The sequence below is a fragment of the Gemmatimonadota bacterium genome, assembly GCA_026705765.1.
Lineage (GTDB): Bacteria > Latescibacterota > UBA2968 > UBA2968 > UBA2968 > VXRD01.
In genome coordinates this window covers 1-14369 of record JAPPAB010000132.1, presented here as the reverse complement: position 1 = coordinate 14369, position 14369 = coordinate 1, and the positions used below count along the sequence as shown (strand labels likewise).

The following is a 14369-nucleotide window of genomic DNA, read 5'->3' as shown; positions in this document are numbered from 1 at the left end:
TTGAGAAGGACTGCTTTAAGATGATGGCGAGAGATGTACAAGCCCCAAAAAACGAAAAAACACAGAGCGCCAAAACACAACCAGCCCGCACCGGAAAAGTGAAGCGCACCATAGGGGTCGCCGCGGCCGGACATGTCAAATCCAATGCGGTTTAAGAGGCCACCTGGGATTTGATAAAAAAGAAGATGGAAAAACCACATGCTGAAAAGCACGTCGAGGTTGGCAAAATAGGCAAATCCCATGACGTAAATATTGAATCGGGGAAAGATAGGGGGATAACCTTTGGCGAAATAAAAAAACGGAAGTGTCAGTTTAATATCGGGCACGATAGGCCAGAAGTAGTGGAGGATATTCCAGGCGAGAATGCCAGAGGAGAGAGCGAATCCGGCCCAGTAGAGACCTCTGTACTGCAAGGGATTATCGCGTGTCTGTTCTGGAGAAACAATATGCAGGGTCGGACTTAACAAAGGAAATGCCAAACGCTCATTTTCAGACCACTGGCGGCGCAAGATGACTGCAATACAGGCTGAAACAAAGACAATGGCGGCGATGAAAACAAGCCACCAAAAAAGGGGCGCTCCCCATATAGACCAGGGGATTGGCGTGCCGGGCAGTGCGCCTTCGTAAAAATCGCGCATTGCGCCGTTGGTATTGGGTGGTACCAAATAGGTGGGAAGGTGGGCGTGGAAGAAGTCCGCCCAGCGGTTTTCTGGCGTGGCAAAATAATAGGGTGTGGCAATGGTTCCCAGGAGAAAACCGAGTACGCCTGAGCCGGGTACCACGCCACCTGCAAGCCCCATTGCAATGATGACGAACTGTTCAGAAGGGGTTAAAAGAAGGGTGGGGTTCCAGGCCGATAGCAGGGGGGTGAGCAGGTAGCGTATGAGGAGAAAGAGGATGAATACTGCGACCGGAAAGTGGCTGAGGTTCATGCGCGATGCCCGCACGATGTACTCTGAATAGGGTATCCAGAGGTTAATCAGAACAACGAGCGCGAGACCCAATACAACGGCGCGAAGACTCACGCCACTTGTCAGGTACTCGGACAGGGATTCTGACCTGTTTTGTGGGGCTGGCGTTTTTGCCATAGGTTTGATTGCTTATGGCGGAGAAAATGCCTCAGATGGCAGCGATGTGGGATCGGTTTGGTCCCCGATGGCTTGTTCGTCTCGCCAGTTGGGGTTGTAGCGTTCTCCTGGCATGGTGGCGTGGATCATTTCATAAACGCCATCTCCAAGTCGATCCAGAAATACAAACTCGTAGTAGTTGAGATGTTCGTAGGTCCAGATTTCAAAGGCTTTGCCGGTGGCACTAAACGGACTGCGCTCGATGTCTGTGGGCAAGCCGTATTTGATGTGGATACGCCCTTGATCGGTATCCGATCCCTTTTGCCCGGAGCGCGCAGAGAAGTGTTCGTCTGCATAGCGAATGCGCTTGAAATGTTCTGTGGCAAATTCGTTTTTGGGCGTTAGAGGCGTTGGATCGCGTTTTTTCCAGAAGGACAGAATAAATGCCACTTTTTCGGCGGCACTTAAGGAGGTATAAGTTTCGCGTTCGGTCTTTGTGGCGATGTAGCGGATTTGTTTGTAATAGCGTTTTAAGGAGGCGGGGTCTGTTGCCAGTGCAGGTTTTTGTATAGAAAAAGCCCGCTGGCGCGTGGTCATTTTGCCTGTACCATTATCGCGGGCAGTGATTTCCAGTACATACGGCCCTGGCATTATGCCCTCAATGTCGAGGGATTCTGTTTTGATTGTGGTTGCGCCGGGTTTGCGGTAGCGCGCTGAGGGAAAGTTTTTGATCCGCTGTCCCGCGGTATCCAGGAGGGCATAGGCGAGGTCGAAAGTTGCAGCGCGTCCTTCACCTGCGGCAAGGCCATAGACTTCAAAGTAGATGTTTAAAGTGGTCGCGATTGACCTGCGCGCGTTGGGAACGATTTTGAACCCGTTCTTGATCAGATTTCCGGTGGTCTGTGTGTTTGCGGCGTCAATCCGGTGGGCAAACTGGATGTCGCTTATGGTCGGGGCGGCGTTGTCAAATTCGGGCATTGTAAAGGCGAGTTCACAGATGCCTTCGGCATTGGCCTGCAAATCTTTCAGGCGAACGCGAACCCCGTAGGTGCCGGGAGCAATTCTGAAGCTCAGTGCCTCTGTAATCATTTGATCGCCCAGATCTGTTCCCGCGTCTGTGACGATCTGTTTTTCCCATTTGAAGGGCATGCTATCGCGCCTGGAGAAAAAGGTGGCTTCTACGCGATAAGCAGCTTGTTGGCGGTCGTTCAATGCTCTGAAGGTAAGGTGCCGACACGGATACTGGAGATATAGTTCGCCGTAGTTCAGGCTGTCTGGCGTATCAAAACCCGCTCTGTCGATCCAGAACGGAATGGCCCCCCGCGCCATAACGGGCATATCTTCTCCCGAAATTGGCGCGAGGAGCACCTGTACGAGACACAGCGACAAAAGGATATGTTTCATATCGCAACTCAGAAGGAACCGCCGATATTTATCCGATAGGTGGGATCCAATAACTCGCCCATGTCGCTATATGCAAAGTCCAGAGTGAAGGGGCGCTCATTGACCGAGTATTTGAGGCCAAAACCGAGGGCAAAACTCTCGGTGTCGTTATTGAATTTCCAGCCACCGCGCAGTGCGAGAATATTGTGCAACCAGAGTTCGGCACCCGCGTGAATGCGGCCTTCAAAATCGACAAAGAAGGCATTTTCCGCAGCTACGGTAAGCGAAACTGGATCGCCCAGGTTGCCGTAGAGTTCCATCGAAGCCGCGATGCTGTAGATGAGGGGGCGGAAGGCCGTATCGTCGATGATGACGATATCCTGTCCGAAATTCTTCAGTGTCATGGCCAAACGCAAAGACCGGAACCCGGTGTAAAAGAGTGTGCCTATGGAGATATCCAGACCGCTGTTGACATCGGTATAGAGCGTCTCTTGAATATACCGGCCCTGGGCACCAAATGACAATCGGTCGGTGAATTTGATGGCATAAGTCAGGCCAATGGCAAAGTCGCTGTCTTTAATGATATTGCCCGTGCCATTGGGCTGGAAAATGGTGGTTTCTTCAAATTCGTCGGGTGTGAAAGACAAGACCGTGATGCCTATGGTCTGCGTGCCCAGGTTATAGGCAAAAGCCCCCGAATAAAATTTGGAATTGACCATCCACTTGTTGTATCCCAGGCTAAAAGCGGCGCGATTGATTTGCGTGATGCCCGCTGGATTCCAGTACATGGCATCAATACCCGTGCCCACTGCGGTGTACGCATCGCCCATGGCAACTGCGCGCGCGCTTTGGGAGACTTTGAGGAAGGTGAATCCGGCATTGCCGAGTTTTTTGAGCCCGGCCTCTGCGCCTGTTGCCGATAGGGCAAAGGCAGTGAAGACCAGGACGAGTGTTGTTTGTAAGCGTTTCACGTGTTCCTCCTTTGCACTATTTGATGATCATAAACATCCCGGTCTGCTTTTTGCCCGTTTCGCCAGCAACCAGAGATTCTACCACGTAGTAGTAGCGTCCGGCGGCGACGCGCCCGGAAAATGTGCGCGTGCGCTGATCCCAGGTGGCTTCACCCCGGTCGGGGTCGGTGGTGCGCTGCGGGTGGTTGATGACGGCGATCAAATCTCCGGAGATTGAAAAGATGGAGATTTTTGCTTTTCGGGGTATGTTGACAAAGCGAATATTGTTGCTGGCAGGTGGATACCTGTGGTCGGCATCTCCCGGGTCGTCCCGAAAGGGATTGGGGACCACGCGCACCTGTTCGGATAGCGCGTCTTTTTCAGGGGTTGCAATCACGATGGGGCTTCTCGAAACATTCATGCGCTGTTCGGGTGCGCTGTGTCCGGATTCCAGAGATGGAATGGCTCGGCCTGTGCCGTTCCAGTCGCTGTGTCCGGAATCGTAGGTGCGCACCGAATACCAGTACCTGAAACCGGGCACTGATTCTACATCTCGATAGGTGTAGGTTCCCCCATCGGCGTAGGAGATCGTGGGCGATGTCCAGGGCGTGTTGGGTGCGTATTCCGTGTTGGATGGGGTAGTTCCTTTGGGGATATCAGCCACGAGTTCCCAGGGTCCCAGGTGGTTGTTCTGGGTGCGATAGACCCGATAGCCCTGTACATCCAGGGCTTCATCGCCCGTGTAATCCGGATCGGGGGACTTTTCAGCCCGGTCAGACCATGTGATGGCGTTGTTCCCGTTTTCGTCGCTATCTACAAATACGGCAACATCGGGAGGCGCGTCTGGCAGGTCGTAATTGTTGTCGTAGGCAAATTGCGCGCGTTCCAGATGCTGTGCCATCGCCCGTTCGCCGTCGGCGACCTGGCTCTGGTTGCCCTGGCGCGCCCATTCGTAAACATCCATCGGACCGCCGCCGGGACCGGCAAATTCGGCACCCGATCCGGCGACCCAGGCGACCACTACTTTGGCTTTTTCACCGGGAGCCAGATCATAAGGTCCGTAGGTGTGTGCGAAGGTTACGCGGCTGACTTTGGAGGGATTATCCTGGACGGCTGGAACTCTACCCAAACCAATAAATTCATTGTAGAGATTCTCGTCGCTATTCAGGTTGGTAATATCTGGCGTGTCCCAATCGAAGCGCCCGTAGATCTCCCACCAGTTGGCGAAGGCGGGCTGATCCATTGTTTTGGGGGCCACGTAGGTCTCGTTGTCGTTGGTGAACCCGTCGGTGGGGTCGTAATCGAGGGGCGCCAGGCCGATGTACTGGAAAGCCATGAGTTCGCCGTGGCTGAGCTGGCCCCGGTTGATATAGGCTGCCTGGGCGTTGTTTCTGTCGAAAGGCTGGCCCGTGTCGTCTCCGGCAGAAGAGAGCAGATCGCTGTCATAGACGTATGAGATTTTTTTTCCTTGAAGTGCGGGCAAACCATCGAAGTTGGGAGCTTCGCTGTATTTGTACCAGTCGTCCAGGATGATCGGGTCGGAATACGCCCACGGTACGGTTTGGTTTTGCCAGCGGTGTCCGGCCCACGATGGGGCGAGGTTGTTCACAAAGGCAAAGTAAACGTCCTGGTGATCAACAGGTAGCCCTGCATCGGGTATGCCGTCTCCGTTGTTATCGCCGGTGTTTTCGATGATGACTTCGAGAATAATAAAGTCGTCGTAGTCCGGATAGCTCCACGCTCTGGCTTTGCGGGTAATGGTGAGGCCGCGTTCTGTCGTCCATTTGGAGATGATGATTTCTTCGGCCTCGTTGTCGTTGGGTATGTAGCGTCCGTAATCGTAATTGTGGATTTCGATGGGTTCGTCGGCCACCAGTGCAGGTGCTCCGGGCCAGTAATTGGCCGTGGTATTGCCCGTGAGGAACGACCGGGTTTCAACGCCCAGATCGCGCTCTGGCCCCGAAGCGGCATCGTAGATCATTTCGAAGATGTCGTCGGTATTGTAGCGCGGGTTGGAGGTCGATACATTGTATGATCCTCCTTCTTTGGTAAAAACCCAAAAACCCTCGCCCTGGCTGGTGTGATAGCGGTGGTCGTTGTCCTGTCCTATGATCCAGTATTCCCTGAAGTCGCGTTCGCCAATGCCCCAGCCGGGATACATCAAGCCGGCATCTGCACCCAGGCGGCTGTCGTCGCGCAGGCCCTGGGTACCGGTATTGCGAAAGGTGGCCCAGAGCTTGCCCCGGGTCAGGTGGCGTTGAAGTTCGGGTTGCTGGGCATAGATTTCGGATGCAAATACCAGCACACATAGAACGCCCATCCATCCGATGTGTTTTAATGGATACATGTTATTGCTCCTTGATAACGAAATTAAAATCCGAGTTGGAGACCTACGCTGATCTCTCGGGGGCGACCAGCCCAGCGGTGGTATTCTTTGGTATCGCCGAAGTTGATATAATTCTTGTCCGTGGGTTTGGGCATGTCCATGCCGTAGAGATACCAGAGTTCGGCCTGTGGACCCTGTCTGTGTCGATCAAACCAGGGACCGCGCCAGAAATATTCGGTGGCCGGGTCGCGCTGGTTGAAGAAGTTGTACACGTTCATAAATAGAACGGCTTCTGTTCTGCCTGCCCGAATGCGTTTTTCCAAAGACAGGTTGGTCTTGGTTTCCATAGGTCCAAATCGCTCGACATTGCCCTGCGTGGGATGCGGAATGTTGATTCGGCGTCCCGTTTTCAGGGTGTTGATCAAATTGAGCCTGAAGCCGCCGAGGGCTGGACCGTAATGCATTGGCGTTTCATACGTAAATGCGATTTTCATGGTGCCGCGCCGGTCGCCAAAACCAGCGGTTTCTGCGGCACCACCGCGTCCCGCACTTCGATCAGAGGTGGTGTTGCGAGTGAAGTAAAAGACACCCGGAAGATTTTCCACTTCCTGAATTTCGCTATCGGTCAGCGGATTCCAGTCGGGGTTGGTGCCTTCTCGAATGGTCTGGATATAGCGGTCTGCCTCGGCGCCGATGTCCTGAATCTGCTGCGGTGTGAGCGGTACTTTTGCTTCTGAGCCGTCGTCGCTGGCATTGACTACGCCGTCGCCATTGGTGTCTTTGGTGTGCTGGATGAAATAGAGATCAGATGCGACAAATTGCGAGTTGGGAAAGTAAATAATCCGGTTGATTCCCGCATTGCCTCCCGATTGCCACTGGTGGTTGTAGGCGACCTGGAAGGAGAAGTTCTGACTGAAGTCCTTTCTCAGGCTCAGTTCAAATCCGCGATTGTCTGTAAAAACATAACCCAGCGGTGTGTTGCGCCCCACCTGGCTTTTGCGACTGGGATCTCGCCACAGGGCATTGCCGAATCGAACCTGACCATCTACACTTTGCTGATAAGTCGTAAAGCTCAGGACATAGTCCTGATAGAAGTTCCAGTCTGTGCCCACCTCGAAATTGGTGGAGCGTTTGTAGTCGAGATGGGGATTGCCCGTGGTGGCTCGCTGGTTGTTTTTATTGAGCCATTCGGTATCGTCGATTTGGCCGTTGTTGTTGAAGTCTTCGGGGGGTGCAACGCCGCGCCATTCGTAGGAATAGAGGTGCCAGAACCCGGGCATCTGGTGAAAGATACCGTAGGAAAATCGAATGATGGCATTGGCCGTAATGGGATGTGAAACGCCCAGGCGAGGACTCCAGGCCGATTTGGTCGATACAGTGGTGCGCGGCATAAATTTGCGTTGCCGGGACCACGAGTTGGTCATGGGTGCTCCGCCCCAGGCATTATTGGCAAGTGGGGAATAAAAATCGCCGTTGTGGTCGTGTCTGTCGTAGCGGATGCCCAGGTTGACGATGATGCCTTCAAATTCCATTTTGTCCTGGAGGTAAAAGGCGGATTGGATGGGGTTAATGGGTTCACCCATTTCGTAGGGCACGCCCGCGAGTTGATAGCGCGATTTGCCCGCCTGCGGCCAGTTGATCTGGTTCCACCAGTAGGTGTGTCGCGTCAGATCAATGCCGGTTTTGATAAAGTGGTTCTTGTTGATCTGACTGGAATAATCGAGTTTGAAGTTGAGGCGGGCGCGGTGGTCGTTGATCCAGATGGAGACCCGTCTGGGGCCAATGGTGAATACCCCGTCCTGATCTTTTCTGAGCGGTTCTGTAATGCCGCCGCCAAATTGGCTGGTGACACCCGGCACATTGGTTGTGTCTGTGGCGTCGCGGTAATAGGATAGCCGGGCTTCGTAAAAGGTTTTGTTGCTCAAGGTATGTGTGAGGGATATGTACGCCAGATCGTGTTTGACGTTGGCGATGCCTGCACCGGCTTCGTTTGCGGGAAGAAAGATGTCGATACCCTGAAGTTCTCGACCAACGGTGCGCTTGACGCCCTGTACCCAGCTTTCCCCCTCGCCGACCTGATAGGCTTCGTGGCGGGCATAGACCCCACCGACTTTAACTTTTATGTTGGACTGCACATCCCAGGCCAGTTTGTAGGTGCCTTTGATGTTGTAGGGCGATTCGATCCAGCGGGCGGTTTGTGGAGATGTTGAGACGGCCTGGTGAAAGATGCCGCGTTTGGTGGGGGAGGGAAAATGCGAGGCCTGTCCTTCGTGCTGTGCGGTGACAAAAAAGGAAGCATTTCCCAGCAATGGGCCCGAGAGTGACCCATCGACTTCATAACCGTGAATGCCGGTATAGTCCGTGCGCTCGTGCGCCAGGCGGGTGATGTCGTCGCCCGTTCCCATCTGGCGGTCTGGACCGGGATCTGTGTATGTTTCATTTTCCCATGTCGCATCGCCCCATTTCATTCTGCCTTTGTGGATGGGGCTATCATAGACATTGCCACCCCAGTGTTTTTTGCCCGGCGGGATATAGGAGAGGCGGCCTTTGCCGTGAAAATTTTTGCCGCCTTCTCGGGTGATGATGTGAATGGCGCCAGATGTGGCATTGCCGTATTCGGCTTCCATCCCGCCGGTGATGACGGTGATTTCTTGCACGGCGTCGCTGTTGACTCCGACAAATTGAACATCGCCCCGGGCAGTGCCCGCATCCATGACAACGCCATCCAAATAGACGAGTGTTTCCGTCGTGCCGCGGTTGCCCTGATAGCTGCCGCGAATGGCGGGTTCGTTGTTGTCGAGAGAGACGCCGGCCTGAAGGCTCATGAGTTCTGAGGTGCTTGCCGCTGTAGATAGCCGATCAATCGTGTCGCCGCCCATGATGTATTTGCTCGTGGTTTTGTCTCTTTCCACGGGTGGGCGTTCGGCCACGACTGTGAGTTCGGCCAATTCGACTGTGGTTTCTTTGAGTTGAAAGTTGAGAGGCGTGGTGAAGTCCGTTTTGACCGATACATCGCTCTGGGTTTGATTGGTATATCCGATAAGCGAAGCTGTGAGCGCGTATCGTCCCGGTAGAATATTGATGATAAAATAGCTGCCATCGGCATCTGCTACGGCGCCGAGTCGCGTACCTTCTACGATTACATTGGCGCCGGGAAGCGGATTGCCCTGATCGTCTTTGATGATACCAGCGATTTTACCCGTGGTGCCTGCCTGGAGGTGAGAGGCACAACACAGAAGTATGAAAATCATAACGATTCGTTTCATTCGCGGCTCTCCTTAATTTAAGTTGAATTTGATACCTGCACCGATATCAATGAGGTTGAAGGGATATGTTTTTTCAATGCCCCAAACGAGGAAGGGGCGCAACTCTCCCATCACAATATTATAGCGTACACGCACATCTAACGCGGCTTTGTCTCCCATACCGATTTGAACCCCGCCGCCAAAGCTGGCACTAAAGGCTGTGCGCGTGTCGTTGATGGGTTCCATGAGGATGGTTGGGTCGGGGGGCGCACCAGCACCCGAAGGTGTTTGACCGGCAAAGATCAGACCGCTGACTTTGCTGGAATAATCGTGAAGGCCTGCGCCAAATGTGAGATAGAGCGTTGTGCCCTGGCCAAATCCCTGTTCCCGCAATGCAAATAGCCAGTTGGCATTGATGCTGTTAATGGTCATGTTGGCTTCGGCCTGTGGGCTGGTGTAATCTTTACCGTCGCTGAAACTGAAGGTGCGTGTTTCAAGGCTGCCATTGTTAAAGCGGGCATGGTGAAATTCTACTTCGACCATCTTGCGTTTGTGATAAATATAATGCGCTGTGCCTCCAAATTTTGTACCACTATCGTACATATCTTTGAAGTTAAAGACGGGGATGTAGAAGTCGAAAAATCCGCCAGCGCCAAAAGCACCTTCTCGTGCGGTTGCCTGCGCATTCGGCAACAGCACGACAATGCATAAAATCGAGAATACATTTTTCAACGGAACCTCCTTTGCTTATGGATGTTGTGTCAAATAGATTTCCGAGACGCAATTGCATCAGGTCATTGGACCTCCTTACCAGATATTAATTTTAGTTTTTTATATTGTGTTAAAACTTATTTGAAAAATAAAATAGATCACTTTGATATATTAACGAACTTAATTTGTGAAGGCAAGCGAAGTTCTGTCCGGCATATTGTGATTATTAAAAAAAAGAACGGCAAACTGTTGAAAAATTGCCGTTCTTTTCTTTCTAAATGATTATATTTTGCGGTTGTTAGCACGCTTTGCGATAAACTGTTTTGCCTCCCACAATTGTTTCCTGCACGGCAATATCCTTTACAGCCCGCACATCTCCTGCAAATGGATCTGATTCTAAAACCACAAAATCCGCCAGTTTGCCCACCTCGATTGATCCTTTTACATCTTCTTCAAAGTTTTGCCAGGCGGCGTCAATTGTGATTGCCCGAAATGCCAGTTCAAGATCGATCCGCTGTGCTTCGCCCATGCACTGTCCACTGCGCGATAGGCGGTTCACTGCGGACCAGACGGAAAAGAGCGATTTGGTCGGGGTTACTGGCGAGTCGTTGTGGATGGTAAAGCGAATTCCACGGTCGGACGCCGATTTCAGTGGGCTGATTCGATGCGCGCGCTCGGGTCCCAAAAAAATCGCTTCGTGGCGGTCACCCCAGTAATAGGTGTGCTGAACGAAGAAAGAGGGGGTTACGCCCAGTGTCTGCATTTTATCGAGCTGATCTTCTCTGACTGTTTGACAGTGTTCAATGCGATGCCGCGTATCTGTGCGGGGCGTTTTTTGTTGTGCCTGTTCATAGGCAGATAAAATATCGTCGATTGCCGCGTCTCCATTGCCGTGTATCGCAATCTGCTTGCCCGCCCGATGGGCTTCATCTACCATCTCGACCAGGGCTTCTCGGCTTCGCATGGGATAGCCGCGATACCGGGTATCACCCATAAATGGTTCGTGATAGGGTTTGCTCAGATAACCCGTATAGCCCTGGATGGATCCATCCTGAAACATTTTTACTGCGCCCAATCGCAAGCGGTCCGTTCCAAAGCCCGTTTTTAATCCGCTTGTCTCCAGAATCGACTGCTGACCGGGCTTGCTTTTCCCGGTCATACAAACCATGCGCAAGGGCAGCTTACCGCTGTCGATGGCTGTTTGCAGGCGCGCAATGTCTCGGCGAGTACAGCCAGCGATTACTACGGAGGTTACGCCTTCACGGACATATTCATTTACCGCGATCTCCAATCCCTCAAACCACTGGGCTTCGTCCAATGGGGGGATCAGATTTCTCACCGGACGCATTGCGGTCTCTTCCAGAACACCGTCCGGCTCTCCTGAGATGAGGTCCTTGCGAATCACGCCACCCGTTGGATTGGGCGTGTCGGAATGGACTCCGGCGCGTTCTAATGCGCGTGTATTTGCCGATGCAAAATGGCCCGAGGTATGGACGATGCAAATCGGGTGGTTCTGCGAAGCGCGATCCAGGTCTGTTCGTGTGGGGTGTCGTTTCTCCTCCAGTAAGGTATCGTCGTAGCCTCTGCCCAATACCCACTGGTCCTCTGGTACGTCTTTGGCGCGTTCTGCCAATAGCTGGACAATATCATCGATTTTTTCCACGGGTCCCATCGGCGGAGAATTGCAATTTACAGAGGAAACAGCCACGAGGCCCGCGCTTGGAAAATGTCCATGTGTGTCGTAAAATCCGGGTAGCAGGGTTTTTCCCGCCAGATCGGTACGTTCGGTGTCGGGTCCTGCAAGGCCGATAATTTCACGATCAGATCCCACAGCGCATATAGATCCTTTCAACACGGCAACCGCAGTCCCTTTGTGATCGGCCATGGTGATCAGGTTGCCATTGTAAAATATCCTGTCTGGCTGCAGGTTGTGAATTGCTTTCATTATATCCTTTCCGAGAGCTACTCTCTCTCGTTTAAGGGCGGGTCGTCTATTGTTCGATTTCTGAAATTTTCAATTCTGTGGAATGTCATATAATTAGCATCATGCGCGTTGTGCGCGCCGCTCAGGCCATCGTCATAGGCTGTGCGAGATGCCACGATTATATCGTTTTTTTCAAATTGCCAGTCAACGTATTGAAATGCGTGTTTCTCTGGATCGGGATGGTGCAAGATCACGGATTCGATTCGCCAGGTTTGCAAATTTGCAGACGATGTTAAGACCAGTATATTGCGGTATGCTGGCGGATTGGTTTGTTTGCATCCCAGCGACCAATAGCGCTGTGTTTGATCGTCAAATCGAATTGTGAATTTTACACCGCCGCCCGGGAAATTGATCAGGTCTCTGTCCCGGTCGTGTGTCAGTGTTTTTCCATCTTCCGAGATGTGCAGCATAGCCGCTTTATCGCTTCCTGCTTGTATCTCTTCGGGCGAGACATTTCGCAAATTTGAACGCAAGATGTTTACCAGTTTGTTATCTGGCGTGATCGCGATATTGCCTTCAATCCACTGTGAACTTGACCAGAGGTGTTGATACGCTTCGCTGAATCGCCAGTTTTCAGCTTGAAGCAGGTCTGCATCTTCGGGTATGGAGAGGACCAGCGCTTTCCACTCTTCTCGAGGACCATGTGCCAATTCAAATGCGCGCCAGAGATATCCATTGTGGGCGACGACTGGCATTGGGGCACAGTGATAGCGATCCTCAGTAGTGAGTTGTCCGGTGTGTTTGTCTTTTGGTACTGTCCATGTTTCACCCCCGTCCGTAGATCGCCGAATGACAACATAGCCATATTCGCGGCTTGTGCCGAGGAGATAGAGGTCGCCTTTGTGCAAAAACAGATTGGACCACCACTGGCCAACCTGTTCGATTATTTGAGTCCAGGTTTCGCCTTTGTCGCGCGAACGAAATACGGCCATGCGGTCGTAATTTGTGCCCGGTCCAAAAAGATCATAGGATGCGATATAATCGCCGTTGGGCATGATGACGATGCTCGGGCTGCCCAGGTATTGTTTTGTGCTGGCGGGTCTGTGATCTATCACGACGCCAGGGACTTTTGAGTGGTCGGGTTTGAGAGACAAGTTTATCTCCTCAGTTATCCATTCGATTATGGCTGATTTGAACACCAGCAGTTTCGTCTATGGATAATGCACCTGCTGTGCCGTGTCCAATTCGGTTGTTGTTCAATAAATTGCCACTGCCCATGCCTTTCCAGCGGATGGTTGAAACGGTTTCTTTTTGTTTACGCCTTTCGAGTAGGGTACATCCGGTGACGCTGATGTCGTCGGAGTCGGTTACGTATATCGCGCTGGGATAGCCGTCCAGGATCTGGCAGCCGTTTGCAGTGAGTCGGGCGCAACGGATGATTTCCAACAGGCCCTGACGATCGTCTTCTTCGTCCTGAATGCCTTTGAATTCGTGAAGCGTTGTTCCGCTCATAATACTGTCTGTGCTGTTTATAAATTGAATGCCAGTGCAGCGCGAGGGACCGTAATCGGGATTGTGGTCAAAGCTGTTGCTGCCGATTACGATGTTTTGCGCGTGTTCCACCAGAAGGTTTCTGTTGACTCCATTGTAGACCGCGTTTCCCGAGATGGTGACGCCTCTGGCTGCAATGAGATGGATGTTATTTTGTTGCGAGCCGATCAAATTTCCCGCGATGGTGAACATGCCTACTTTGTTATTCGTTTGGGGAGAGTGACCGATCATCAATATATTCGCGCCTCCTGGCGAGGGTTTTGCCTGGATGGTGTTGCCCGATATGGTGCCTTCGCGGACTGAGGAGACTCCGTCGCTGGTGTCGATCCAGATGTCTGCGGATCGGTCCGCTTTTTTGTCGAAGTTGTATTCGATGTCGTTGCCGGTGATTTGCAAGTTGCGGATTTGTGAGCCGATGATTTTGATGCCTCCGCGTTTGCAATAGCTGATGTGGGAACCCGTTACGATGATTTGGTGAAGATCTACATGATCGAGGAAAATGCCTGCACCGTGGTTGTCGTGTATATGGCAGTGGGAGATAAGCACATTTCGGGCGCGGTCGTGTATGTGGATGGCGTGGTTTAGCTTTCGCAAGAGTACGCCTTCAAAGGTCGCCTGCATGGTGCCTGTTAGCAAGAAGCCATCTGCTTCCGGGTGTTTGCCTTCGATCTCCAGGTTTGATATTGTGGGCATTCTTTCATGGGTCCAGACGCGCAGTTCAAAGGTTTTGGGATCGGCTGATCGTCTGTGTGTGCCCGTGATGTGAAAGGCCGGTCCTGCGCCTCCCATGAGGATTTTTGTCGTGCCTCCCGATCCATCTATGCTTACCCGTCCGCTGTCGGCTAAGTTTACGTTAATCGTGTGAGTAATGAGATAGTCGCCTTTTGGAAACTGTAGGGTTCCGTTTCCTTTTGCCAGCGCGTTCTCAATTGCTTTGGTATCGTTTGAGATCCCATCTCCTCTGGCTCCAAAATCTCGCACATTGCTCATGGTTTACGCCCTTTCTGGTGTTTGGCGATTTGCTGTATCAGGCATCATATATAGAGATTTGTGCTCTGTCAAGCAGGGTCGTTTCGCGGGACCGGGCGTTTTTCAGTTGCTTCTGGCGAGTCCCGGTGATAGTTTGGAAGTCAATCCAATCGCACAAGGAGTCCAATTTTTGAGGAGGTCACACCGTGAATCCTCTCACTTCGTTTGACGACTCGCATCACG

9 protein-coding genes are annotated in these 14369 nt (G+C 52.3%); all 9 read right to left on the bottom strand.

Annotated features, from left to right (window positions below):
• Positions 1-1088, bottom strand: a 1088-nt coding sequence (locus tag OXH16_17595; GenBank protein ID MCY3683213.1) for a hypothetical protein, incomplete at its 3' end; no start/stop codon positions are given.
• 12 nt (positions 1089-1100) lie between these two features.
• Positions 1101-2471 carry a GWxTD domain-containing protein gene (locus OXH16_17590; protein MCY3683212.1) on the bottom strand — a complete coding sequence of 457 codons (1371 nt, stop codon included), beginning with the start codon at positions 2469-2471 and terminating at the stop codon, positions 1101-1103.
• An 8-nt stretch (positions 2472-2479) separates the two neighbouring features.
• Complete coding sequence (locus OXH16_17585) at positions 2480-3421, bottom strand: PorV/PorQ family protein (GenBank protein ID MCY3683211.1); 942 nt, start codon at positions 3419-3421, stop codon at positions 2480-2482.
• Between the two features lie 16 nt (positions 3422-3437).
• Positions 3438-5747 (bottom strand): hypothetical protein, encoded by a 2310-nt coding sequence (locus OXH16_17580; GenBank protein MCY3683210.1) that lies wholly within the window; start codon positions 5745-5747, stop codon positions 3438-3440.
• A 23-nt stretch (positions 5748-5770) separates the two neighbouring features.
• Positions 5771-8992: a TonB-dependent receptor gene (locus OXH16_17575; GenBank protein ID MCY3683209.1), complete on the bottom strand. Its 3222-nt coding sequence runs from the start codon at positions 8990-8992 to the stop codon at positions 5771-5773.
• 12 nt (positions 8993-9004) lie between these two features.
• Positions 9005-9703, bottom strand: coding sequence for an outer membrane beta-barrel protein (locus OXH16_17570; GenBank protein MCY3683208.1), 699 nt, complete (start codon positions 9701-9703; stop codon positions 9005-9007).
• A 277-nt stretch (positions 9704-9980) separates the two neighbouring features.
• A complete protein-coding gene (locus OXH16_17565; GenBank protein MCY3683207.1) occupies positions 9981-11627 on the bottom strand; it encodes an amidohydrolase family protein in 1647 nt (548 codons plus the stop codon).
• Positions 11628-11644: 17 nt separating this feature from the next.
• The gene (locus tag OXH16_17560; GenBank protein MCY3683206.1) at positions 11645-12760 is read right to left on the bottom strand and encodes a sialidase family protein; all 1116 of its coding nucleotides are present in this window, start codon (positions 12758-12760) and stop codon (positions 11645-11647) included.
• Positions 12761-12770: 10 nt separating this feature from the next.
• On the bottom strand, positions 12771-14147 hold the full coding sequence (locus tag OXH16_17555) for a right-handed parallel beta-helix repeat-containing protein (GenBank protein MCY3683205.1): 1377 nt from the start codon (positions 14145-14147) through the stop codon (positions 12771-12773).
• Positions 14148-14369 lie beyond the last annotated feature (222 nt).